Source organism: Vibrio sp. 10N.237.312.B06 (assembly GCF_041464685.1).
Taxonomy (GTDB): Bacteria; Pseudomonadota; Gammaproteobacteria; order Enterobacterales; family Vibrionaceae; genus Vibrio; species Vibrio tasmaniensis_A.
Window position 1 is genome coordinate 17,853 of record NZ_JBFSPI010000028.1, and the last position, 25,873, is coordinate 43,725.

The following is a 25,873-nucleotide window of genomic DNA, read 5'->3' on the forward strand; positions in this document are numbered from 1 at the left end:
TGATTGATTGATTGATTGATTGATTGATTGATTGATTGATTGATTGATTGATTGATTGACGGTAATAGCAGTACTTAGAAAAAGACACCTATATCGCTATAAAAAAAGGAGCCTTAGGCTCCTTTTTCAATTCAATCAACGAACTTGTTTGCTAACGCTCGTTAACCAATATTCTTCACTGGATTCGCATAGCTATCGATCAAGTACTGACGAGCACCTTGTGGCAAACTCGATAGTTTATCTTCAAACTCTTGCTTCACCGCAGCTGTAATCGACTCGTCTTCTTTTTCTGCAGCCAGTAAGTTCACAGGAAATAGTTTGTAGTTATCATGAATCTGGCGGTCAATCTCTTGAGCAAGTGCTTCAGGCGTATCGAAATCTTGGTCAATAACCTGACCAAAACCAACATGAACACGCCCTTTATTCCCGATGATGCCTTGAATGATACTTTCGATATCTTCAAACTCACCCTTTTCGTAACTGCCGTTTACGTCTTTTTCAAAAAGCTCTATTGCTTTCGCTGTGTCACATGGATCGTTTTCGTATGAAATAGCCACAGGAACGATCTTCAATGATTTCACGTACTCAGGAAATACGATTTTTTGCTTACGCCCTTCAACATGGAACATCTTCAGAATTGCTGGCTCTGTGAAGTCATTGCCGTCTTTTGCACGACCTTCTTTCTGAGCGATCCAAATAGAGTTACCTGTTTCTAGAGAGTGCTTAATGTACGAAGACAATTGTCCAAGCGCTTTCATCATTTCACGTGGCCCTTTTAGAGAACGCTTTACGATGAAGCTTTTGTTCAGACGCATCAATTCAGTCGCACATGGCTTCTTTAGTAGGTTATCACCAATGGCAATACGGCAAGTTTGATGATTTTTCAGATGCAAAGCGTAATTAACTAGCGCTGGATCCATAGCAATGTCACGATGGTTTGATACAAACAGGTACGCTTGGTTCGCATCCAGTGACTCTAAACCCGTGTATGTCACCCCTTTGGTGGTTTTAGCGAGCGTGTCGCGTAAGTACTTTTTAACTTCAATCTGAATGGATTCAACGCTAGTCAGCTTGCTCCATTTCATTTTCAAGTACACTCGCAAGATCGGGCTCATTAACGCTTTGAACCAAGACGCATGGTTTGAAAAACGATAGTGCAAGATCGCACTGATAAATTCTTCATCATTAATAAGACGGTTTAGTGCCGCAGGAATTTCATCATCGCCGTAAGGACGAATATCAACATATGGATCGGTTGGAGAGGTCATTTTTTCATTCATATAATAAAAAGCTGGCTCATTCTACGCGTTGTTTTGACTTATCGCAGCTACAGAGCCCATACTTTTGACAAGGTCAGACCAGAAACATCGAAAATGCCCTGTTATTATTGGCATTCTTTAAGATTAACGGTAATCTTGACGCCCCAAGACTAAGGTACTATCTATGAACTTCGCTATTGAATATACATCGGCTTACTTTTCACACCTGGTGATTACACCACGCAAAAAAGTACTTAAGCATAGCCTTGTATCGGTTCAAAGTGGTTTGGTTTTGATTAAGCTGGGCAAACAAGAGTATGCCGTCGAGCCAGGTCAGAGCGTCTGGGTTCCATATGACTGCCTAACATCACTGACCTACTTTCCAAACACACAGGTCAATCGTGTCGACTTTTCTGTGCGCTTGACGGATTCATTCCCAAGACAAGCGGGATACGTCACGCAAACGAACCTCTCTTCTGCGTTGCTAGAAAAGCTAGAACTTACTAAGTCTCGTAGTGTAAAAACGAATAATACTGAGCAAGCGTTTAAAGATATGCTTTCTGTATTGAAGCAAGAGGTGTTGGCGTTTAAGCCACTGCTTTGTGAAAGTGCTCTGTCTCAGCGATTCAATCAATGGAATGTTGATGACTCAAACTTACCGCAAGAGCACACATTGGTGATGGTAATGCGCGAGGCGAAGAAGCGCATGCAATCAGGTCAGAAACGTACTCTTGTAATTGATGATCTGTTCTCAGGCAAAGAAGAAGAGTTCGAACAACTGTGCATGCTCGTGTTTGGTGAAGATTTATAACCTGGCGATAGCTGATATTGAAAGCAACAGACTAGATACTAAAAAGCCGCAAAAACTGAGTTTTTGCGGCTTTTTTAATTCTTAGCACTTAGACAGAAAAGAATGAACTACCTGTCTAGAATGGCAGCTCAACCTGCATCATTAAGTCTGCATCACTAGAGTCATGCCAACGGTAATCAAAACGCATACGCGGCTGCCCTTCAACTTTATCACCAAAACCGATGCTCAGCTGAAGACCATGGTTCATCAACCACTCTTCTGTCGACATATTATACTGTTCATCTTCCAGCTCTTCTGGAAACCACATACCGAGACCAACATAGTTAGACTCAAGGCTCTGAGTTAACAAAGGCGCATCTTTGCTTTGAATAACCCAATCAGACCAATAGTCTGGCTTTGATTCAGATTCAGGTTCACCTTCATTTAACCCACTTAGCTCAATCATACGTTGACCGAAAGATTCAAGGCTAGTAGAGAAATCCAAGCAGCTATTTTCGTCATCAGAAGTCAGCATTACCGAATCTAGGCTAAAAAAATCACACTCAGCATATGCAGGTAAACTGCATGCTGCAATGATCATCGTCGCTGGTATCGCGCGCTTTAGCATAGTCATCAGACCTCTTGAGTGAGTGAATCTACATTATTGTATACAGTCCACTATCTTGCAATATCTTTGTAACTGACTTTGTACTCAGTTTTGCCACATCGCTTCCACTTATCAGCGCATTGCGGATATCAGTACTACGAATTTTCACTTTTTCAGGGCAAGCCATTACAGACCACTGCTCAGTAATCTCATCTGATTTATAAAAAGATGAGAACTTAAAGAAGTTGTCAGGACCTATAACGAACGTGAGTTCCGCATCACGATGTAACTTCTGAAGTGCGCTGAGCACCGCATAAGTCGTTACGCTTTCACCTGGAGTAAATAGGCTCTTTTCGACCAAAGAAAGCTCCACTTGATCCAATGAAAGATCGCTAATAAATGCGTTAACTAACTGACATCTCGTATCAAAGTCTAGCATCTCTTTTCCCCAAGCATGGGCAATACTTGGAACGAGCAGGATTTTGTCAAAGTGAGCCAATGAATCAATCACACTTTTATGCCCTAAACTCGGTGGATTAAACGCACTACCGAAAATGGCTATTTTTTCCATTACTTATTACTGCCTTCTCTTTCTAAGCTTGTGCAAAGAGGTTTTTAAATCGGATGATTTAGGTATGATAACACTAGATTTTTAATTTGCTTGCAGGAAAGGAATACGAATGGAACAGTTAATTCGTGACGAAATGCGCGTACTACCTTCAATTGACCCTCACTTCGAAGTGACTCGTCGTGTGGAGTTTATCAAAACGAAACTTCAACAGTCAGGATGCAAATCACTGATCCTTGGTATCAGTGGTGGTGTCGACTCAACAACCTGTGGCCGCTTGGCACAGATGGCCGTTGATAGCCTAAATGAAAGCGCTGGTAGCGACGACTGCCAATTCATCGCGGTTCGTCTACCTTACGGTGAACAAAAAGATGAAGACGAAGCACAGCTTGCTCTCTCTTTCATTCAGCCTTCTCAATCTGTTTCTGTCAACATTAAAGCGGGTGTTGATGGGCTTCACGCTGCATCTCACGTTGCTCTTGAAGGCGCAGGTCTACTACCAACAGATTCAGCAAAAATCGATTTTGTGAAAGGCAACGTGAAAGCTCGTGCTCGCATGATCGCACAATACGAAATTGCTGGTTACGTTGGCGGTCTGGTGATTGGTACTGACCACTCAGCGGAAAACATCACTGGTTTCTACACTAAGCACGGTGACGGCGCATGTGATTTAGCACCACTATTTGGTTTGAACAAACGCCAAGTTCGTGAGCTTGCAGCAACGTTGGGCGCTCCAGAGCAACTTGTTAAGAAAGTACCCACTGCTGATCTAGAAGAGCTTGATCCACAGAAAGCCGATGAAGCAGCATTGAACCTTTCTTACGATCAAATCGATGATTTCCTTGAAGGTAAAACAGTACCTCAAGACGTATCCGATCGCTTAGTTGGCATCTACAAAGCAACACAGCACAAGCGTCAACCAATCCCAACGATCTACGATTAATCTTTGAATTAGCTCAGAATCAAAAAGGCCGGAAGCTCATTTACGAACTTCCGGCCTTTTCTATTTAGTGTTCTTTAATGCGTTTTTCGTAATGATCTAACGAGTCGTTAATCTACAACTTCGATATCGGTTTGAGGCACGCTACAACACGCCAAGATCTGCCCCATATTACGTTCATGATCTTGCAATGCAGGGACATCCGGTTGATGAACTTGTCCGGACTCAAGCGTCACTTTACAAGCACCGCAGAAACCCGCACGACAACTTGAAGCAATAGACACCCCCGCCGACTCCGCTTGCTCTAGCAAGGTTGATTGATTATTACCTTCGAACAGGTAGCCGTTCACACTTAACTGTAGCTGCTTCACCGTCTCTTCTGTTGACTGAGCGACACCAAACGCTTCTTGATGGTAATGCTGAGGGTTGAGCCCCATTTGAATCAGCAGTTTCTTAGCATTATCCATAAAGCCGTCAGGGCCACACACGAACGCTTGGCGCTTGTGTAACTCTTCAACTTTAGCGACATGAGACACGCTCAAACGGCCAGACAGACCATCCCACTCTTTGGTTGGTTGGCTTAATGAATAAATCACACGAAGACCCGCGTGCTCACTGGCGATCTTATCAATCTCAGCTTGGTAAGGGATGTCTTCTTCACTGCTACACTGATGGTAGAAAACCACATCACCAATCTGGCCATGATCGGCCAAATAACGAAGCATCGACAACATTGGCGTAATGCCGCTGCCTGCAGACAAAAGCAGTAACGGGTGAGTTGGATTCGCTTCTAAGTAGAACGCACCATCTGGATTTTGAGCAACCAAAGTATCACCTACTTGGAAGTGATCATTTAACCAGTTAGAGATTTGACCATCGTCCACTCGCTTCACTGAAATCGCTAAACGACCCGCTCGTGAAGGACTAGAAGATAACGTGTAACGACGAGAAACCTTCTCGCCATCAATCACCATCTCAATCGGAAGATGTTGCCCTGGCTGATAACTTGGCAATGAATGGTTTTCTTTGGCAGGCTCTAACCAAAAGGTCGTAAAGTCACGAGCGATCTCTTCACGCTCAACACACGTTAAATGTAACGACTCAACCCAAGTGTCTTCGTAGTGTTCTTTCTCTTTGGTTTCGAGTACTTCAACCACATCACCCGCTTTAACCAAACCTTCATTTTTAGCCACAAGATTCTGACCAAAGAAAACGCCACCACGCTCGTTAGCTCTGAATGTAGAGAAGGTATTAAGAGGCTCTTTTGTTGATCTAAATTCGCCACGCTCAACATCAACTGTCGTTAGGATACAACGCTCGCAAGGCTTCACCGCTTCGAACTCAACCTCACCGATACGGATACGCTTCCAACCATCTTCAGCAAAAGCTTCTGTATTCGAAACAACAAAGTTGGTCCGGAACTGATCCATAGAGTGAACTTCAGGGCTGCGGCGATTAAGCTCATCTAGAGAGGCTTGGCTGATCACTAACATTGGATAGCCGTCAGCGAAACTGACATTATGGCCAAGCTTTTCACGCACTCGATTCGATTGCTCACCAGAAAACAGCAACTCAACACGAACTCCGAGCACATCACTGAACCAATCATCGGCTTCATCATTGGTGGTGTAAGCCGTAAAATTGTCTTTCCAAACCGTTGCTGGTGCTTCTTGCATCTTGAAATTTGCATACTTTAGACGCAGCGGCTCTTTACCTTCATAAGTAAAGATCAAACCGTCTGGTTGCAGGCTTGAAGATACCTTGACCATTTTCGGATACTTACGCGCTGTCACCATTGAGCCATCAGCCAGTGCCAACATAAAACGTCTGTCGAAAGTAAGACCCTGTTTTTCGACCCAAGCAGAAGAGAGTGCGATCCCGCCCACTGATTTAACCGGAAACACATTGATTTGAGATAAAGAGGGAGCTTGATCTAAAGGTGACTGCGACATAACGATTCCAATGTTTTGTTGTTTGTCCCAATGCTAACAAATGGTTATAAATAGATAAACTGGCAGGCATTAAACACTTGATACTAAGCTAATATCTTGAGATGTTTAAATCACTGCCTTGTATACATTAAGACAGCAATGCATTAACACTCTCTATACGTTCTATAATATGAACACGGTTATCGCATTGAACTTTCATTGAATAAAAAGGATTTATCATGAACAAACTCGTCATTATCATTTTATGTGTATCGCTTCCGCCCGTTGGTGTGTTCTTCGCTCGCGGTGCAGGTAAAGATTTGCTGATTAACATCGTCCTGACCTTCTTCTTCTGGGTTCCAGGAATGATCCATGGTCTGTGGGTAGCCACCCGCTAACCCTTATTAACAAATAGATACCGAATAAAATATCTATAAAAACAAGCTCCTAACCCTGAAGAGTTAAAAATAGGATGAAATGAAAGTGCTTTTCCACTATCATCCTGTCGCCTAAACGTAAGCGATTGCTTTCACAGATTTCGCTGAGTTTAGGCTCCAACTACATAACACTTCAAATGGTGGGAGCCTTCAATGACACAACTTACGATTACTCGTCCTGACGACTGGCACGTTCATCTACGCGATGGCGAAGTATTAAAAGATACAGTCCGCGATATCAGCCGCTACAATGGTCGAGCGTTAATCATGCCAAACACCATCCCACCGGTAACCGATACCGAAATGGCTCTTGCTTACCGTGAACGCATCATGGCAGAGCAGCCAAGTGAACAGTTCCAGCCTCTAATGGCACTTTACCTAACAGACAACACAACACCTGATGAAATTCGCAAAGCGAAAGAATCTGGCGCTGTTGTAGCGGCGAAGCTATACCCTGCTGGCGCAACGACAAACTCGGATTCAGGTGTAACTTCAGCTCAAAAGATCTACCACGTACTAGAAGCGATGCAAGAAGTGGGTATGTTGCTGCTGGTACACGGTGAAGTAACGGCTCACGATGTTGATATCTTTGACCGTGAAAAAGAGTTCCTAGACACGGTTCTAGCACCGATTGTTAACGACTTCCCTAACCTGAAGATCGTTCTAGAGCACATCACGACTGCAGATGCAGCGACTTTCGTTAAGAACGCTAACGAGAACGTAGCGGCAACCATCACAGCTCACCACTTGCTTTACAACCGTAACCACATGCTGGTTGGCGGCATTAAGCCACATTTCTACTGCCTACCTATCCTTAAGCGCAACACACACCAGTTAGCACTTATCGAAGCGGCAACAAGCGGTAGCAAGAAGTTCTTCTTGGGTACCGATTCTGCGCCACACGCGAAAGGCGCTAAAGAGTCAGCATGTGGTTGTGCAGGTTCTTACACAGCACACGCTGCGGTTGAACTGTACGCTGAAGTATTCGATTTAGAAGGCAAGATTGAGAACTTGGAAGCGTTTGCAAGCCACAATGGTCCGGATTTCTACGGCATGCCACGTAATGCAGACACAATCACGCTCGTTAAAGAAGAGTGGAATGTTGCTGAAACCATGCCTTTCGGTTCAGACATCGTTGTGCCAATCCGTGGCGGCGAGACGATTGCTTGGGCTGTAAAATAGTAGTCCGATGTTGTAAAGCTTAAGCGCTCATTACAACTTATAAAACACTAAGCCCTTCACATAAGTGAAGGGCTTTTTTATTATCTCTTAATACCCTTGATTCTAGGCAATTAGCACCTAACCTTACCTTATAACCACCCAAAAAGTACGGTTAAAAATCAGCGGTAAAATATGACTCTAGACTTAGATATTCGAACTTTGTGTTTAATTATGGTGTTTTTGTCTGGTACGTACTGTATCGGTCTAGTAATCAAACAACAAAGCCAAGCTCGTATTCTGGGAATGCGCAGTTTTTTCTGTGCCATATTTTTATTAATGGTAGGGTTTTCATTACTGAGTTTTGGCTCCCACATTTCACCTTGGCTCTCAAAAATAACATCAAATATGGCAATAGCCGGCGGATTCGCTTCAATGGTGTTTAGCCTGACTCAATTAAGACAATCGCCCTCGCTCTATAGCGTTTGCGTTTTCTTGGGATTACCAGTCGTCATCGTTACCTTGATTTACTTCACCCTCTACGATGCATCAACCAATGCGAGAGTGATAACGATGAGTTTTTATATCACGTTATGTACTGTGGCCAGTGTATTGGTCATAAAAACAGGCACTGTCGCTGATGTCAAAGCAGCGCTTGTACTATTGATGAGTGTATTCAGTGCTCACTCTATTTTCATGCTAGTTAGGATCTGGATAACCCTTAAGGAACCTAATATTGACGACTTTTTACAAGCAAGTAGCATCCATCAACTTGCGTTCATCATGACTGCTATTTTGCTTAGCACGATCGGCTTCACTTACAACTGGCTTCTAAACGCCAGATTGATGCAATCACTTTATAGCTCATCAATGAAAGACAGCTTAACCCAGTTGTATAATCGCCGCGCTATGAATGAAATGTTAAGACGAGAATGGATGCGCAGCGTAAGGCATCATCACCCCTTATCGGTGATCATTCTCGATATCGACCACTTTAAACAGGTCAACGATCAACATGGTCACCAGACTGGCGATCAAGTATTGAAAAAAATAGGCATCATTCTCCAACACAACCTTAGAGCCGCAGATATACCGTTCCGCTATGGCGGCGAAGAGTTCTTGATTGTATTGCCTGATACCCGTATCGGTGAAGCATGTAAGGTAGCTGAGAAGTTACGAATAATTATCGAAGAGACCAAGTTTTGGCGACAGCAAAGTGCCAATCTGACAGCAAGTTTTGGGCTGTCTGAACTTTGGGCTGAAGACAAGGTTCCCAGTATGATTAAACGCGCGGATGAAGCCTTATATTACGCAAAAGAAAATGGTCGAAATACGGTCTGTGCTTTAACTGATGAGCAAGGAAAATTGACAAAGCAGGACTTACCTTCCCTTGCTTCACCAGTGCAACACTAGTTTTATAGAAAGCACCGATTTCGGTATCGGACGTTAGCATTTGATATAACCTAGAAAAAGGAAAAACTCATTACAAAAAAAGCAGCACAGCAAACAAGGCTATCCATAAACAACATTAAAAATACCAATCGCTTGTAACATAAGTCCACTCAATAAGAGTTGCACGATACTCTTCTGCTGATTATTCTCACTCAATCGCAACTTACCCCACAGAGATAAAAACAATGGAAAGTACTTACACCTACCCTATCGGTAAACCGGGACAAAAGTGGCAACAAGCAGAACGTCAAGCATGGTTTGCTCAAAGAACGGTTAAGCGTGAATATCAACAAGAAGTTGTGCCAAAGATTAAAGCACTTGCAGACCGTTTTGATATCGAACAATACGGTGCACTGAGCTACGACGAAGCTCGCTTCCCACTTTTTGTAATTAAGAGCAAAAACTGGGACGAGTCAAAGCCGACCATTCTCGTTACAGGTGGCGTTCACGGTTACGAAACCAGTGGTGTGCATGGCGCTATCAAATTTGCAGCGACCCAAGCAGAGAAATACACAGTGCACTTCAACATTGTAGTAGCACCTTGTGTAAGCCCTTGGGGTTACGAGGTGATCAACCGTTGGAACCCAAATGCTGTCGATCCAAACCGCTCTTTCTATGACGGTACGCCAGCAGAAGAATCAGCAAACCTACGAGCTTTAGTGGCCTCTTTGCCAGAAGTATTGGTTCACGTTGACCTACATGAGACAACAGACTCTGATGAAACTGAATTCCGACCAGCACTCGCAGCTCGTGATGGTATTGAGTACATCGAAGGTATGATTCCAGATGGTTTCTACACGGTTGGCGATACTGAAAACCCGCAACCAGAATTCCAAGAAGCTGTAATTAAATCAGTAGAGCAAGTAACGCATATTGCGCCTGCGGATGACGAAGGCAAGATCATTGGTTCAGACGTCACTCAACACGGTGTGATCAACTACCCAATGAAGAAGCTTGGCTTATGTGGCGGCGTGACCGACTGTAAGTACGGAACAACCACAGAGGTTTACCCAGACAGCGACAAAGTGACTGACGAAGAGTGTAATGACGCTCAAGTTGCAGCGGTAGTCGGTGCTTTGGATTACGTAATTCAACATGAATTGAACGCGTAAGCTATTAGCTAAAGCGGCTCCCTAAAACTAAAAAGAGCCACAAGTGACGATTCACTTGTGGCTCTTTTTTTTGTCTTTTCTCTTACCTTTGATTTCTTCTTGGGCATAAAAAAGCTCCCTTGCACACAGTACAAGAGAGCTTTGAAATAACACTGAATAAGGAATAATTAGCGAACTATATACTCCCCATACTCGATTACTTTATTTAGCGGTTTCACTAACGTTTTCTTGTCCTTTATCTACTTCAGTCAGTAGACCTTTCAACAAGCTAAAACAGCCAATCAGAAGAATGATCGTAAACGGCAGTGCAGCAATGATTGTGATCGATTGCAGAGCTTGGATAGATTGAGTACCACCAATCCACAGCATTACCATTGCGATAGCACCTGAGATAACCGCCCAAACCACTTTCTGTTTAACAGGAACTTCAAGCTTACCACCCGCTGTCATGCCATCGATAACGATAGAGCCTGAGTCTAGCGTTGTAACGAAGAACACAATGATCAGTGCGACCGCGAGAACTGACAGAATGCTACCGAACGAGTAAGCATCTAGCATGTAGAACAAGCTTAGAGATACGTCTGTAATGCCTTGGTCGAGGCCAAGTTGTCCCACATGGTTAATTACTTGCTCGATAGCCACGCCACCGAAGATCGACATCCAAGCCGACGTTACCAATGTTGGGATAATCAGTACGCAAAGTAGGAACTCACGAACCGTACGGCCCTTAGAAATGCGCGCTACGAACATACCGAAGAATGGTGCATACGCAACCCACCATGCCCAGTAGAACACAGTCCAACCATGCAGCCATGTTGTGTCTTCACGACCCGCACTTTGGCTCAAAGCTACGATGTTTTTCACATAGCCCGTTGCCGCAGTCGCCACAGAATCAAGCACTGTCGTAAAGTTCAATACAGCGATAAGACCAAGGAATACGAACGCAATAACCATGTTCAGGTTACTTAGGAACTTAACACCACCGTCCATGCCACGCATAACAGAGATGATCGCCAAGCCCATAATCAAAACGATAATAGATTGCTGAAGGTAGATGTTGTTTTCCAAGCCAAACACGTGGCTAATACCACTTGCTGCTTGCGTACCACCTAGGCCTAATGAAGTCGCAAGGCCAAACAGAGTAACCAGTACCGTTAGTACGTCGATCACATCACCTGTTTTACCCCAAACTCGTTCACCCAGTATTGGGTAAAACACAGAACGCATTGATAGCGGTAAGCCTTTGTTGTAAACAAAGTACGCTAGACAAAGCGCCGTCATGCCATAGATAGCCCATGCATGAAAACCCCAGTGGAATACGGTTGCACCTAGTGCTAGTTCACGGCCTGCTTCTGTAAAAGGTTCCGCATCTAATGGTGTGCCGAACCAGTTAGTGAAGAACGCGGTTGGCTCAGCAACACCCCAGAAAATAAGCCCGATACCCATACCGGCTGCGAATAGCATTGCTATCCAAGATGACATGGAGTAATCCGCCGTCGCGTCTTCGCCACCTAGACGAATTTTACCCAAAGGTGAAAACGCGAGAACAACGGCAAACGCTAGCATGATGTTAGCTCCCCACATAAACAGGAAGTCAAACTTTGATAAAACAGCACCCTTAATAGAATCAATAGCAGCTTTAGCATCTGCAGGAGGAAGAGCAAGAAGAGTGATGATGAAGAGAAGAGATAAGCCTACTGAGGCTACGAAGACTGTGTTATGGACATCCATGCCCCATTTACTGACGTTGTCTTGACCAACTTGATAGTCAGTAGAATCAATACTGTATTTTTTTGATTTAAAACTCATAAATTATGATGTTCGCATATCCGAATCAACGAATATAAGGACGCTCTCCATATCCAATTACTACTTGATTGGCTCGCCGCACCACCTAAATAAAAAGGCGATAAAAATCACAATGATTGGTGACAAATGGACTTATTGGCTCAATCCCAAGGCGCGGATTATAGCACAGCTCAAAGCATTTTGACTGAGTTTTAGCTCAATAGTCACCCAAACCACCGTCAATAGTGATAGTTAAGCCAATAAAAACAGAATAAAATAAACATACAAAAACCTTAAAATACAATACGTTAAATTAAAATGACGCACCGTAAAATCTCATACAAACTTTCTACAGATAATATTAACAACAGCCTGATTTATTTATAGCTCTAATAAAAAAGCCCCGCTATAGGGGCGGGGAAATTACCAAAGGTAAAAGAGAAATCAGTATTCAAATGTCAGTGCTATGTCTTGCTACGCTTCTTGCCACAGAGACTGCACATTTCAAAGGCAGTACATTAAATCGCGAAACAAAAGCCTAGGTTATAATCTTCGCCATTCTTTTCAGTGAACTCTTTATCTTCACTCGATGCGCTTGGTCGGCCGCTTTCATCACCCTTCACTAAGCTAACCCAGTGGCGAATACCAGAAGAGAGGTTCGCTTCAGTTTGGCCAAACGTGGTGCATGTCTCTAATTGAATGTCTTCGATGTTCACCAACTCTAAATTACCAGTTCCTTTGCGAGCACCTATCGTCACTTCAACATGGGTACCGCTCTCGTCTCGAAATAGAATTGACGATGGTTTAGATTTATCACCCGCATAAGCGACAAAGTGCTTCGCTCTTTTCAGGCCAGTGTGCTCGCCGTTTTTGAAGTAAACCTGAACATGTCGATAATCAATCTCGTAGCTCACTGCATCTTCGTGTGAACCCGCCTCTAAAGGGAATAGAGTATCAAGCAACTGTTTCGCCATTTTTTGTTTTTCGAGTTGCTTGTCTGCTTTCACCATTTCTACGGCAAAGACAGCTTCAGCAATAAATGTTGAATGGTTTCTGTGAAGTTCTGTTCTGTCTAGTGTCAGCATATTCATAGTCTTTCCCTCTTACGGCTTTGAATTTCATGTAGGTCAAAAATCCTGATTGACCCTTTTCAAAATTGTTCTTTACTGTGTTGCTTCCATGTATTTCATACTACTTGTATTTTTTAAACAATTTCACAACAAAAATTTCACAGTGTTAATTTTACTAAATTGATTTTTTACACAAACCGGAATTTCCGCCCCCAGCCCTTTATTTAATTGGGCTGAGAGATCATTAGACACACTTTTACGTGTTGTTTGAATTTGTGTAATAACCGATTCAATCACAGTCAACACGCAGCGCTATGGTAATCATTTCAAGAAAAAGGGTAGGTGTTTTCGTCTTGCAAACAAGAAACACTGTATTATTGAGTAGTAACCATAAGCTTCGACCAATCAACAGTTGGTCGAAGTCATTTAAACACTCGCCAACCCGCACATAAGCAACACGTCTAAAGTAATCACAACAAAGGAATCACGATGCTAAACATTAAGAACCAGCACTTACTCTCTTTTATGGTGACAGAAGCGAACAACGCAGTTGCAGTCACAAACCCAGCAACGGGTGAGCTTATTGGGCATGCGCCAATCTCATCCGAGGCGGAGTTAGAGAGCGCTATCGAACGCGCTCATGTTGCGCAGAAAGAGTGGGCAAAAATTCCCGCAAAATCCCGTGCTGCATTGCTAAGTGGTTGGCATCAACTGATCCTTGAAAACAAAGAAGATCTTGCTCGCCTAATGACCATTGAACAAGGTAAGCCGTTAGCAGAAGCAACGGGCGAAGTGGTGTATGGCGCGAGCTTTATTGAATGGTTTGCCGAAGAAGCCAAGCGCACCTATGGTGATTCTATTCCTAGCACCGTCGCTGGCAAACGCTTGGTAACCATCAAACAACCTATCGGAGTCGCATGTGCCATTACGCCATGGAACTTTCCGATTGCGATGATCACTCGTAAGGCCGCTCCTGCCCTTGCTGCTGGCTGTAGTTTTATTGTGAAGCCCTCAGATGAAACGCCGCTTTCTGCATTTGCTGTGGTTGAATTGGCTTACCAAGCGGGCATTCCTAAAGATCTACTCCAAGTCGTACTTGGCGACAGCCCTGAACAGATTGGCGAGCTTTTCACATCACACCCACTGATCAAAAAGATCTCTTTTACTGGTTCGACTCGAGTCGGCAGTATCTTGATGGCTCAAGCGGCAAAAGGCATTAAGCGTACCTCAATGGAACTGGGTGGCAATGCACCGTTTATCGTGTTTGACGATGCGGATATCGACGCTGCAGTTCAAGGCGCAATGGCGTCGAAATTCCGTAATGCGGGACAAACATGTGTCTGTGCAAACCGTTTCTATGTTCACTGTAAAGTATACGATGAGTTCGTGGCTAAATTCGATCAAGCGGTTCAGCAGCTTAAGATTGGTAACGGCTTAGATGAGGGTGTCACCATTGGTCCTGTTGTCAGTCAGAATGCGAAGAACAACATCCAAGCATTAATAGACAGAGCGGTAGAACAAGGCGCGACACCTGTGACGCCAACTCAAGAGCTTGATGGGCTTTTCCTTCAGCCTGTCATTCTTAAAAATGTGAAACACAGCATGGACATTGTTCAGCAAGAGATCTTTGGTCCTGTCGCTCCTGTGATGCAATTCGAGACAGACGAAGAGCTTATTGAGATGGCAAACGACACCATTTATGGATTAGCGTCGTACTTCTACAGTCAGAACATTCATCGAGTATGGAACATCGCAGAGGCACTTGAGTACGGTATGGTCGGTATTAATGATGGTCTCATCTCAACCGAGGTCGCGCCGTTCGGCGGTGTTAAGCAATCAGGTATTGGCCGTGAAGGCGCAAAAGAAGGCATCGATGAATACATGGATATTAAGTATCTGTGTTTTGGTAGTAACTAGGTCTCGGAAGTAGTTAGGCTTGGTCGTAACTAAGCCTGACTCTTAGACATCAGCAAGCTTAAACATCGAATAGCCCTACTAACACCTCTCTTCTGAGATTCCCCCACACACCAGAAAAACAGCCAAAAAAAGCCGCGCTATAAAAGCGCGGCACCTTGGGCTCGGTTAAAGGGGGTTTCTTTTTTTAGTATTTTACATTATCTGTTTTTGTTATTGGGTTGGTTCGTTATGCCTGCGCTTTCAGTTTTAGACGCATAGCATGCAGCACTGGCTCAGTGTAACCACTAGGCTGAGCGCAGCCTTCGAATACCAACTGACACGCTGCTGAAAATGCGATGCTGCTTTCAAAGTCAGGTGCCATATTGCGGTAGCTCGGGTCGCTAGCGTTTTGCTCGTCCACCACAGCGGCCATGCGCTTCATGGTTTTCATTACTTGGGCTTCATTACAAACCCCATGGCGTAACCAGTTCGCAATATGCTGGCTCGAAATACGCAGCGTAGCGCGGTCTTCCATCAAACCTACATCGTTAATATCTGGCACCTTAGAACACCCGACGCCTTGGTCAATCCAACGCACTACGTAGCCAAGAATACCTTGAGTATTGTTGTCCAATTCATTTTGGATATCTTTCGCAGTCAGCTTTTGATTGCCTAGTAGCGGGATAGTCAGAATATCGTCAACGTTCGCTCTCACACGCTCGCGAAGCTCTTTCTGACGACTTGGTACATTCACCTTGTGATAGTGCAGAGCATGCAAAGTCGCGGCAGTTGGAGAAGGAACCCAAGCAGTATTTGCGCCCGCTTGTGGGTGTCCGATTTTCGCGTCCATCATCTTCGCCATATTGTCTGGCTCTGGCCACATACCTTTACCAATTTGGGCTTTACCTTGCAGGCCACAAGCTAAGCCAAGATCAACGTTCTGATCTTCGTATGCGCCAATCCAAGTCATGGTTTTCAGCTGTGTTTTAGGAGCGAATGGTCCCGCTTCCATACTGGTGTGAATCTCATCACCCGTTCGGTCTAAGAAACCTGTGTTGATAAACACAACACGATCTTTAGCCGCTCGAATACACTCTTTAAGATTGACTGAAGTACGACGTTCTTCGTCCATGATGCCGACTTTAATCGTGAATCGATCTAGCCCTAATGCATCTTCAATGCGACCAAACAACTCATTGGTGAACGCGGCTTCTTCAGGACCATGCATCTTAGGTTTAACAATATTGATGCTGTTCGCGGTCGAGTTTTGGTAAGCACTGTTGCCTTTTAAATCGTGCATTGCGATTAGCGAAGTGATCATGCCATCCATAATGCCTTCAGGGACTTCGTTACCGTCAGCATCAATAATGGCAGGGTTGGTCATCAGATGGCCCACATTGCGGATGAACAACATGCTGCGACCTTTCAGCGAGATCTCACCGCCCGTCACGCTGGTGTATTGGCGATCTGGATTAAGGTTACGAACGATGGTTTTGCCGTTTTTCTCTAGCGACTCTTGTAAGTCACCTTTCATCAAACCTAACCAGTTGCGGTAAGCCAATGCTTTGTCTTCACCATCAACCGCAGCTACCGAGTCTTCGCAATCCATAATCGTAGTCAGTGCCGATTCTACCAGCACATCTTTAATACCAGCTACATCGACGCTACCAATCGGAGCGCTTGGGTCAATTTGAATTTCAATATGTAGATTGTTGTGCTTAAGCAGAATACTTGAAGGGGCACTCGCATCACCTTGATAACCAATGAACTGGTTGCGATCAATCAGGGTGACTTCTTCGCCGTTATCTAAGGTCGCTGTCAGTGTATTGCCAATACTGACGTTGCTGATGCTGTATTTGGTGACGTCTTTATGAGAGACACCGTTTAACGGTGCAGCGTCATCAAGGAAACCTCGAGCGTAGCTCACCACTTTAGCACCGCGTACCGGGTTAAAGCTTCCTCCCTTTTCCGCACCGTCACTTTCACTGATGACATCGGTTCCGTAGAGCGCATCGTATAAACTGCCCCAACGTGCGTTGGCCGCGTTAAGTGCAAAACGTGCATTCATAATAGGTACAACAAGCTGCGGACCCGCTTGTGTTGCAATTTCAGGCTCAACGCTAGCGGTCGTTACTTGAAAGTCATCGCCCTCAGGAACTAGGTAGCCAATCTGCTGTAAGAACTGTTTGTACTCGGCCGCATCTAGCGTTTGTCCCGCACGCTCTTGGTGCCAAACGTCAATTTGATGTTGAAGATCGTCACGCTTGATAAGCAGTGCGCGGTTCTTGGGAGCTAAGTCTTCAAGGATAATTGCAAATGATTGCCAAAAGTCTTCAGCGACAATGCCTGTTCCAGGAATTACCTGCTCATTAATTAATTGGTAGAGGGTGCTATCAATGTTCAAGCTTCCCTGTTGAATACGACTGCTCATAAAATCTCTCTCAAACTAACTGATGACTACTCATTAAATCTACGTAACTGGCTTAAATTCACGTTACTAGCTCAAATTTACGTTACTAGATTAAACTTACGCAACGGACATAAATTTAGCTAATTTATGCCAGTTATACTGGATATTCACAAAAAAAATACCCTACAAACTGTGTTATTCCGTAACGCCACTCTCGATTTCATTAGCGACACTTTTAATCAAGCGACGCATCCACTGATGGTCGGGATTGGTTTGTAACAATGGACTCCACGCCATCTTCACCTCAAAGGGTTCAATCGCAAATGGCGCAGGCTTGATCAACAATCTAGGGTTATTGCGCTGCAGTTGAGCCGCTTTGGTTGGAATGGTCAGGATCAGATTCTTTTGTTGTGCGAAGAGAATCGCCGACAAATAGTGTCGAGTAAACACCGTGATATTGCGCGTTTTACCAATGCGCATTAATGCTTCATCTATCCAACCTAGCTTTTGCGCTTCGCTTGGGTTGATCCCAACTCCGGTTCCCATTCCGGTCTTACTTACCCAGATATGTTGCGCCTTTAGATAAGACAAAATATCGAAGTTGTCGGCTATTGGGTTATCACAACTAAATAGGCAAGAAAACCCGTCGTGCCAAAGGCTCATCTGGTGGAACGACTGTGGAATATCGTCAAATCGATTGATAATTATATCAACAGTGCCTTGCTCTACATCCTGATAACTCACGTCACTTGGCGTCATGATATCCAGTCGTATTTTCGGCGCGATCTCGCTTAACCTTTTCAGAAGAGGTTGAATAATAGTCGACTCGGCATAGTCACTCGCCATGATACGAAACACACGCTCACTGTCTTCTGCATTAAACTCCGTGGTCGGTTGCAATGTCTTTTCTACATTCGCCAAAATGTTTCGAATCAGTGGCTGCAGTTTATGTGCTCGCTCGGTCGGTATCATCCCTTCACTGGTTCTCACCAACAGCGGGTCTTCAAATAAATCACGCAATCGACGCAGGCCATTACTCATGGCTGGCTGAGTGATTCCTAACTGATTTGCTGCTCGTGTTACGTTTCTTTCACGTAGCAACATGTCTAAATACACAAGTAAATTAAGGTCTATACGAGCAATATTCATAAGAAAAATACCGAATATAATAACTATAAATTAACAAAATTATCACATACATGGTTATTCTTTGTCCATGGTTAGATTTAATCCAAATCGAATGACCTCGCCAAATTGGCCAACATGTCCACGTGAAACTAAGGAATAGTTATGTCGCAAATTACACAAGATATCGAAAAGATTGAAGTTGCAAAAAGCGCTGCTGGTGCTCCATGGGATGCAATCAACCCTGAATCTGCAGCTCGTATGCGAGCTCAAAACAAATTCAAAACAGGTCTGGATATTGCGCAATACACGGCAGATATTATGCGTGCAGACATGGCGGCTTACGACGAAGATAGCTCTCAATACACTCAGTCTCTGGGTTGCTGGCACGGTTTCATCGGCCAACAAAAGCTGATTTCTATTAAGAAGCACTTTGATGGCAAGACAGACCGTCGTTACCTATACCTTTCAGGTTGGATGGTAGCAGCACTTCGCTCTGACTTCGGTCCACTTCCAGACCAATCTATGCATGAGAAAACGTCAGTTGCAGGCCTAGTAGAAGAGCTATACACCTTCCTACGCCAAGCGGATGCTCGTGAACTAGGTGGCTTGTTCCGTCAGCTAGACGCAGCACGTGAAGCGGGTGATGTGAATCTACAAGACCAAATCCAAGACAAAATCGACAACCACGTAACACACGTAGTACCAATCATTGCGGATATCGATGCAGGTTTCGGTAACGCAGAAGCGACTTACCTAATGGCTAAGCAAATGATTGAAGCGGGTGCATGTTGTCTACAAATCGAAAACCAAGTAGCCGATGAGAAGCAATGTGGTCACCAAGACGGCAAAGTAACGGTTCCTCATGCTGACTTCCACGCAAAACTTCGCGCACTTCGTTACGCTTTCCTTGAACTAGGCATCGACAACGGCATCATTGTTGCTCGTACCGATTCACAAGGTGCTGGCCTAACAAAAGAAATCGCGGTAGTGAAAGAACCTGGCGACCAAGGTGATATCTACAACTCATACCTAGATGTTGAAGAGATTGATGTTGCAGATATGGCTGAAGGTGATGTTTGCTTCAACCGTGACGGCAAGCTAGTTCGTCCTAAGCGTCTGCCTTCAGGCTTATACCAATTCCGCGAAGGTACTGGTGAAGACCGCTGTGTATTCGACTGTATTGAAGCAATCAACGCGGGTGCTGACCTTCTTTGGATTGAGACTGAGAAACCACACATCGGTCAAATCAAAGAGATGATGGACGGCGTACGTGAAGTTCACCCTAATGCGAAACTGGTTTACAACAACTCTCCATCATTCAACTGGACATTAAACTTCCGCCAACAAGCATACGATGCAATGGCAGCAGCAGGTAAAGATGTATCAGCTTACGACCGTGCAAGCCTAATGAGTGCGGAATACGATGAAACTGAACTGTCTGCAAGCGCTGACGAGAAGATTCGTACATTCCAAGCAGACGCATCTCGCGAAGCGGGTATCTTCCACCACTTGATTACTCTGCCGACTTACCACACAGCAGCACTGTCTACCGACAACCTTGCAAAAGAATACTTCGGTGACCAAGGCATGTTGGGCTACGTTGCTAATGTTCAACGTAAAGAGATTCGCCAAGGTATCGCATGTGTTAAACACCAAAACATGTCTGGTTCAGACATGGGTGATGACCACAAAGAATACTTTGCTGGTGAAAATGCACTAAAAGCAGCGGGTGAAGCGAATACGTCTAATCAATTTGATTAATCGCTAACGCTAAAGCCTCCCCCGCCCTTCTCTCTTACTTAGGTAAGATCCGGGGGAAGGCTTTGAGATAAAGCTTGTACTGCCAGCTTTATCTCAAAGCCTCAGATTTGTGTTCCACACCACGGTTAGCCGAACAACTTCTGTTTAAGCTAACCACATTCTTATTTTTTGAGATTCTTATATGTTGAGAGTGCCTATGACTTCAATACCGACACACCTACAAGATGCAAAAACACTGTTATCAGAGAATGGTTTCGCGACGGGTAATACTTGGTATCACGGCACATCCTCAGCCCTGCTTGCTTCAATCCAAGGCCAAGGGCTGAAACGTTCAGGAGACAAAGCACTCAATGAAGCCGCTTCAAAAACCATGGCAACGATTGGCAATAACTACACAGAATCCGTTGAGCCAGTCTTCTTAACTCAAAGTAAAGAACTGGCCTATTACTGGGCTCAGCAAACCATTCGCGAGCGCAGCACTCGTTTTGAGGGTGAAGAGCGCCCTATCGTATTAGCAGTCAATCTATCTGAAAAACAACAAGCCAAAGTAAGGCCTGACGTTGGCGCAATGAGCCTATTAATGATGAGTGTTGGCGAGCAATTCATGGCTCACTTAACTGAGATCTATCAAAAGAACAACATCGCAGGCCCAAGCATCGAACTGCGCACTGCGGATCGTATGGATTATCTCAATAAACTTGGAATGGCCTACATTGATGAAGACATCAGTCGTGCTTGCGTGCAAGAGCTTTATGAACCAGAGCTGTCAGAGCCGGAACTGACCAGTTAATCAGGTTCATTACGTAAGCACTATTCAGAATAAAAAATGGCTCCTAAGTAGGAGCCATTTTTATGTGTGAGACGTTATTCGCATGCTCGTTAATCAATAGACTAGTTAATCAACGGACACAAGCGACCTTGTTGTGCAGCTTGCGTCATTTCGATATCACCTTGAAGTGAACGATAAACAACAGTATTCCACACCTGACCATTATCCATTTCAAACTCGATCGCATAGTTCAAACCCGCGACAACCTGAGTTCGAACACTCAAGATCTGCTTGAGCTCAGCTGAAGTGTTCATTTGACTAAGAACTGCGTCTAAAGCTTGCTTAGCTTGTGGTGTGATAGCGCTTTGCGACCAACCACCTGTCAGGTTTTTAGTGCTACAGATCGGATTCGTATTCTCTCGTGATTGAACTGGAACCTCAGATTTCTGACTGCATCCTGCTAACACAGCGACACTAAACAAGGTTGCTACTCCAAGTAATGATGTTAATCGTACTTTCTTCATAAATTCTCTCTACCTCTGTCATTCACGAGGCGTTACCCGCAATGATGTTTCATATGCAGACAAGCTTAAACCTCGAATGTCATCACTTCATCAGAAATTATGCTGTAACTAATCTATAAATACAGAGCACTGTCAGAAAACCAAAGCCGGGCAATAAGCAGACAAGTAAGTATTTGAGAATACACTAATTTAGTGGTTCATGAATTGATTGAAAAATGGCGAAACCATGTTGTTTAGGATTAGTACAAGTAGTAAACTCCCACTTTAAATGCAGCTTGTTTTTGAGAAACTAAATGCACAAAAAGTTAGGACAACTTTATAAAGTAACTACTCTCAAACATCAGCCATAGATACATCTCTCATAAACGGGTACAAGTCACATAAAAATAATTAGATAAACTTAGGCGGTTCACTACATGGAATTAATGTCGTCTTTAGGTTCACTGTTGGCTAGCAGCCTGCCTATCGAAAAAAAACAACACGCACTGGTTGAACTCGTACTCCACACTTATCAACCACAACAGCGCACAGCTCTTTTCAAAACCGTGACAGAATATCGTCGAAACCAATTAGAATTGCTTTTCCCTGAACATCAAGCAAAAAGCGACTCAGTAATGTTTGAAGTGATGGACTACCGCGATCTGATTCAGCGCTATCCAAATACCTTATCCACAGAGGTTGCTCTCTTAGAGGAAGCGGTAGGGCAATGCTATATACATTGGTTGGACTTTTGGTGTGAATGTGAAATTTCCGCAATCAAAGCAAAATTACCATTAAGCACCCATGCCCTTTATCCTATGGATCTACCCATTAAAGATAGTGCTTACTATGGTGTGATCATTGACCAAATAGAAAATAGTCAACTCATAGTACAAACGCCAACTCGCCCTCAAGGACTACCAATCAGCGATGCTATTGCTTTAAGCAACCTTGAGGTTTTTATTAAAGGTGAGAAGTGGTATGAGATGCTACCTTTACTCCACTTATCACAAACAGGTAAGCACTTTATTCTACTCAAACACCCAACAGATGAAGCCTTTCCAACCCTAGTCTCTTCAGCCCTAATTCAAGATTGGTCAAAATATGAAACTTGGCTAAGCTACGCCCCCCCTTTCTGTAACGACAAATGGAAGTACAGTTTATCCAGATGTGGCAATGAGGGACTTGCAGAGCTACATATTTTTACTCCGCCGGCCCTATCAAAGTGTGACTCTATTCCAGAGTTCGATAATAAGTTCCAATTACAATTAGCCGAAATGCAAGCTGTATGTGAAATTCTACGCCTAACCGTGAGTGGAAATATTCAACAAAAAGTCTACTTCCTTTATCTTGCTCAAAAAGAGATGCTCAACTTGTTACATCAAGCGGGCTATAAAATTGGTTTCACCATTATAGATCAACCTTTGATACTCGATTTTTACAAGGCTATCGAACCACAAGCATACTTGCCGCTAGGGTCTTGTGACTTGAACGAAACGAACTTACTGACTTACCGCGGGTTATGGAATATTGAACTGATGTTGAAGGCATTCAATCATGTCAACTTTCGAGACTATAGACGGTGCCTCCGTGAAAATAAAAATACAGCGTGGCAAATAATATGAAGACGTTTGATCTTGGGCTAGAGGCGATATTCTATGCTAAAGCCATCACTCTGCTTGCAACGGTCGCTGTTGTTGTAATGTGGCTGTTCTACTATTGTTATCGCCTTAAACAAAAGAACGAAGCGATAGTGGGGACACACCATGTACCTTACATCGCATATTCCATCTGTATTATTACGTGGATCAGCAGTAATGCCTACTTCCACACTGGCTTGTTGCCAGGACTTGGCACCACAGCAGCCATATTCGCAGCAAAGTTGGCCAACCTCAGCTCTTTCCTTGCTTTTGCCTTTGCGTATTACTTCTCGTGTCAGCTCGCAGCCGAAAACCGCAGTGGTAAAATCCATAGGTGGCAACAAACCATTCTCGCGAGCATGACGGGCTACTCTTTCTATATCAATTTGACCCCAGGGTTAACGGTAGAAGATGTCACCATTACGGCTCCAAGCCAATTCGTGATCGAGTTTGGTCCGCATACACCCTATTTTTTCATGGGGGTTATCAGCTTGATTGCCCTTACACTGACTAATCTAGTGACCATGCGTACCAATAGCAGCAAGCTAACATTAGCCAAAGCCAACTACATGATTACAGGCATCTTGGTATTCATGCTATCTACAGCAACGATTCACATTGGCGTTGCCTATTTCCTACGTGATTTCTCGCTCACTTGGCTCCCCCCAGCGTTGTCGCTCAGTGAGATGTTATTTGTAGGCTATGCTCTGCTGACCTCTCGCTTCTACAGTTTCAAATACCTTACATACATAAGCCTTAATGTGCTGCTGGTGTGTGCAATTTTAGTGATACCTTTTTGTACGGTATTTATTCCCCTAACTGACGGTAACCAATGGCGATTAGCGATACCCATCTGCGCGATTATCGGCATTACATGGAGTCCAATCTACAAACGTGTAAGTCCTTACTCCTCATTGCTTGTCTATAGAAACAAAAAGACACCGGTACAACAGATACTCGCATTAGAAGAAGGCTTTAAGTTATCGATTGACGATGCCATGCGTCGTTTAGGTCGCCAACTGCAAATCCCAGAAGATAAGCTTCGACTAGTTAACAGTAATTACAACAAAACCTTCTACGAAGATTACCTATCTAGCAAAGAGTCCGTTCTAGTGTTCGATGAGCTTTCTGAAGAGCTAGATGATACTGCGCTCGCTAAACGGTCGCTAAAAGCACTTTATGACAAGATGAGTTCAAACAACACCGCGTTGGTAATGCCACTATTCGGACACAAAAAATCAGTCACACACTTGCTAGTATCATCGCACAAAAGCAACAATCGTATGTTCTCTAATGAAGAAATCTCTGCACTGCAAACCTTGTTAACGCGTGTACAAAGCACCATCGAAGCCGATAGACGAATTCGCCAAAGTCGTGCTCTTGCTAACTCGATCGCTCATGAGATGCGTAACCCACTAGCCCAAGTTCAACTGCATTTTGAGGTGTTAAAGCAGCACATAGATAATCAAGCACCAACTCAACAAATCTTGACTGACATTGAGAATGGCCAAGCAGCGATTCAACGCGGGCGACAACTGATTGATATCATCTTACGAGAAGTCAGTGACAGCTCGCCTGAGCATGGACCAATCACCATGACATCTATCCACAAGGCCGTGGACCAAGCCGTCAGCCACTATGGCTTTGAGAACGAGAAGATCATTGAGCGAATTCGTTTACCACAACACGCTGATTTTGTGGCAAAACTAAATGAAACTCTATTCAACTTCGTCATTTTCAATCTGATACGCAATGCAATCTATTACTTTGATTCTTACCCAGACAGCCAAATTGAGATCAGCACCAAAACAGGATCTTACGAGAACGTTCTCACATTTCGTGATACCGGCCCCGGCATTGACGAAGCCATTGTTCATAAGGTCTTTGATGACTTTTTCTCTTTCCAAAAAAGCGGTGGTAGCGGCTTAGGACTGGGTTATTGCCAACGAGTGATGCGCTCATTTGGTGGCAGAGTAGAATGCCATTCCAAACTTGGTGAATTTACTGAGTTTCACCTGTACTTCCCTATTGTACCCAATGCTCCAAAAGCGGAGACGCTGCGTACGCCTTATTTCAACGGTTGGAAACACAACCAATCGACGGAAGATAAAGCCGAAGCTGATGTAAAACCAGAGAGCCAAACTCCAAGCGGTGATATAGAACCTGAACCGGCAAGTACGCTAACAGAAAGTAAGCAAACAGAACGCACGCAAGCAGAAAATCAACCAGCATCAAGCCATCTTGCACCGACGGTACTTATTGTTGATGACAAAGAAGTGCAACGCACGCTTGTTCAGATGTACCTGAGCCGACTTGGCGTAAATAGCTTGCAAGCTAAAAACGGGGAAAATGCTGTCGAGCTGTTCAGATCACACAAAGTTGATTTGATCTTAATGGACGTACAAATGCCGATAATGAATGGCTTTGACGCAAGCCAGATCATCAAAGCGCGCTCACCTCAAACACCAATTATTGCTTTGTCTGGTGAATCAGGACAACGAGAGCTAGACATGATCAGAAAACTGATGGACGGTCGCCTAGAGAAGCCAACCTCTTTGAACGCACTGCAACACCTACTGGACAACTGGCTAGAGAAAGGCTGGGCGCCAAACGCTTCTAAAGAAACAGAAAATGAATAGCTGACTACGGTTAAG

At 44.1% G+C, this 25,873-nt stretch carries 20 protein-coding genes; 11 read left to right on the forward strand and 9 right to left on the reverse strand.

From position 1 onward, the window contains the following. Nucleotides 1–161 precede the first annotated feature (161 nt). Nucleotides 162–1,268 (reverse strand): 1-acyl-sn-glycerol-3-phosphate acyltransferase, encoded by a 1,107-nt coding sequence (locus AB6C75_RS09910; protein WP_029223825.1) that lies wholly within the window; start codon nucleotides 1,266–1,268, stop codon nucleotides 162–164. Between the two features lie 175 nt (nucleotides 1,269–1,443). Here AB6C75_RS09910 and AB6C75_RS09915 point away from each other — a divergent pair, with 175 nt between their 5' ends. Then, on the forward strand, nucleotides 1,444–2,070 hold the full coding sequence (locus tag AB6C75_RS09915) for a hypothetical protein (protein WP_009845743.1): 627 nt from the start codon (nucleotides 1,444–1,446) through the stop codon (nucleotides 2,068–2,070). A gap of 115 nt (nucleotides 2,071–2,185) precedes the next feature. Here AB6C75_RS09915 and AB6C75_RS09920 read toward each other — a convergent pair whose 3' ends face one another. Together AB6C75_RS09920 and AB6C75_RS09925 are read right to left on the reverse strand one after the other, a co-directional pair. Next, on the reverse strand, nucleotides 2,186–2,683 hold the full coding sequence (locus AB6C75_RS09920; protein WP_372047524.1) for a hypothetical protein: 498 nt from the start codon (nucleotides 2,681–2,683) through the stop codon (nucleotides 2,186–2,188). Nucleotides 2,684–2,705: 22 nt separating this feature from the next. Then, nucleotides 2,706–3,227 (reverse strand): nicotinate-nicotinamide nucleotide adenylyltransferase, encoded by a 522-nt coding sequence (locus AB6C75_RS09925; protein WP_017097080.1) that lies wholly within the window; start codon nucleotides 3,225–3,227, stop codon nucleotides 2,706–2,708. A 109-nt stretch (nucleotides 3,228–3,336) separates the two neighbouring features. Here AB6C75_RS09925 and nadE point away from each other — a divergent pair, with 109 nt between their 5' ends. Further along, nucleotides 3,337–4,167: an ammonia-dependent NAD(+) synthetase gene (nadE, locus tag AB6C75_RS09930; RefSeq protein WP_372107673.1), complete on the forward strand. Its 831-nt coding sequence runs from the start codon at nucleotides 3,337–3,339 to the stop codon at nucleotides 4,165–4,167. 107 nt (nucleotides 4,168–4,274) lie between these two features. Here nadE and AB6C75_RS09935 read toward each other — a convergent pair whose 3' ends face one another. Then, nucleotides 4,275–6,116, reverse strand: a complete 1,842-nt coding sequence (locus AB6C75_RS09935; protein WP_372107674.1) for an MOSC N-terminal beta barrel domain-containing protein — start codon at nucleotides 6,114–6,116, stop codon at nucleotides 4,275–4,277. 218 nt (nucleotides 6,117–6,334) lie between these two features. Between AB6C75_RS09935 and AB6C75_RS09940 the strand changes: the two genes are divergently transcribed. The 4 genes from AB6C75_RS09940 (at nucleotide 6,335) to AB6C75_RS09955 (ending at nucleotide 10,254) form a co-directional block, all read left to right on the forward strand. Further along, the gene (locus AB6C75_RS09940; protein WP_372107675.1) at nucleotides 6,335–6,493 is read left to right on the forward strand and encodes a YqaE/Pmp3 family membrane protein; all 159 of its coding nucleotides are present in this window, start codon (nucleotides 6,335–6,337) and stop codon (nucleotides 6,491–6,493) included. A 192-nt stretch (nucleotides 6,494–6,685) separates the two neighbouring features. Continuing rightward, a complete protein-coding gene (pyrC, locus tag AB6C75_RS09945) occupies nucleotides 6,686–7,714 on the forward strand; it encodes a dihydroorotase (protein WP_012600249.1) in 1,029 nt (342 codons plus the stop codon). Nucleotides 7,715–7,885: 171 nt separating this feature from the next. After that, nucleotides 7,886–9,103 carry a GGDEF domain-containing protein gene (locus AB6C75_RS09950; protein WP_241909256.1) on the forward strand — a complete coding sequence of 406 codons (1,218 nt, stop codon included), beginning with the start codon at nucleotides 7,886–7,888 and terminating at the stop codon, nucleotides 9,101–9,103. 224 nt (nucleotides 9,104–9,327) lie between these two features. Further along, nucleotides 9,328–10,254, forward strand: coding sequence for a M14 family metallocarboxypeptidase (locus AB6C75_RS09955; protein WP_372107676.1), 927 nt, complete (start codon nucleotides 9,328–9,330; stop codon nucleotides 10,252–10,254). Nucleotides 10,255–10,455: 201 nt separating this feature from the next. On the opposite strand, the gene AB6C75_RS09960 is transcribed toward AB6C75_RS09955, so the two are convergent. Both AB6C75_RS09960 and AB6C75_RS09965 read right to left on the reverse strand, forming a co-directional pair. After that, entirely contained in the window at nucleotides 10,456–12,063 is a 1,608-nt protein-coding gene (locus AB6C75_RS09960; RefSeq protein WP_372107677.1) for a BCCT family transporter, read from the reverse strand. Between the two features lie 497 nt (nucleotides 12,064–12,560). After that, nucleotides 12,561–13,133 (reverse strand): malate synthase, encoded by a 573-nt coding sequence (locus tag AB6C75_RS09965; protein ID WP_102249401.1) that lies wholly within the window; start codon nucleotides 13,131–13,133, stop codon nucleotides 12,561–12,563. Nucleotides 13,134–13,601: 468 nt separating this feature from the next. Here AB6C75_RS09965 and AB6C75_RS09970 point away from each other — a divergent pair, with 468 nt between their 5' ends. Then, nucleotides 13,602–15,029, forward strand: coding sequence for an NAD-dependent succinate-semialdehyde dehydrogenase (locus AB6C75_RS09970; protein ID WP_372107678.1), 1,428 nt, complete (start codon nucleotides 13,602–13,604; stop codon nucleotides 15,027–15,029). 226 nt (nucleotides 15,030–15,255) lie between these two features. Here the strand turns inward: AB6C75_RS09970 and AB6C75_RS09975 are convergent, their stop codons facing one another. Next, on the reverse strand, nucleotides 15,256–17,439 hold the full coding sequence (locus tag AB6C75_RS09975) for a malate synthase G (RefSeq protein ID WP_372107679.1): 2,184 nt from the start codon (nucleotides 17,437–17,439) through the stop codon (nucleotides 15,256–15,258). 174 nt (nucleotides 17,440–17,613) lie between these two features. After that, nucleotides 17,614–18,567 carry a LysR family transcriptional regulator gene (locus AB6C75_RS09980; protein ID WP_012600244.1) on the reverse strand — a complete coding sequence of 318 codons (954 nt, stop codon included), beginning with the start codon at nucleotides 18,565–18,567 and terminating at the stop codon, nucleotides 17,614–17,616. A 141-nt stretch (nucleotides 18,568–18,708) separates the two neighbouring features. On the opposite strand from AB6C75_RS09980, the gene AB6C75_RS09985 reads away from it, so the two are divergent. Further along, nucleotides 18,709–20,307: an isocitrate lyase gene (locus AB6C75_RS09985; RefSeq protein ID WP_017097741.1), complete on the forward strand. Its 1,599-nt coding sequence runs from the start codon at nucleotides 18,709–18,711 to the stop codon at nucleotides 20,305–20,307. A 196-nt stretch (nucleotides 20,308–20,503) separates the two neighbouring features. After that, nucleotides 20,504–21,097, forward strand: a complete 594-nt coding sequence (locus tag AB6C75_RS09990) for a hypothetical protein (protein ID WP_372107680.1) — start codon at nucleotides 20,504–20,506, stop codon at nucleotides 21,095–21,097. A 101-nt stretch (nucleotides 21,098–21,198) separates the two neighbouring features. Here the strand turns inward: AB6C75_RS09990 and AB6C75_RS09995 are convergent, their stop codons facing one another. Beyond that, nucleotides 21,199–21,600 (reverse strand): cystatin domain-containing protein, encoded by a 402-nt coding sequence (locus tag AB6C75_RS09995; protein ID WP_372107681.1) that lies wholly within the window; start codon nucleotides 21,598–21,600, stop codon nucleotides 21,199–21,201. 416 nt (nucleotides 21,601–22,016) lie between these two features. Here AB6C75_RS09995 and luxM point away from each other — a divergent pair, with 416 nt between their 5' ends. Together luxM and AB6C75_RS10005 are read left to right on the forward strand one after the other, a co-directional pair. Further along, a complete protein-coding gene (luxM, locus tag AB6C75_RS10000; protein ID WP_372107682.1) occupies nucleotides 22,017–23,204 on the forward strand; it encodes an acyl-homoserine-lactone synthase LuxM in 1,188 nt (395 codons plus the stop codon). After that, complete coding sequence (locus AB6C75_RS10005; protein ID WP_372107683.1) at nucleotides 23,201–25,858, forward strand: response regulator; 2,658 nt, start codon at nucleotides 23,201–23,203, stop codon at nucleotides 25,856–25,858. The genes luxM and AB6C75_RS10005 overlap by 4 nt, the downstream gene beginning before the upstream one ends. Nucleotides 25,859–25,873 lie beyond the last annotated feature (15 nt).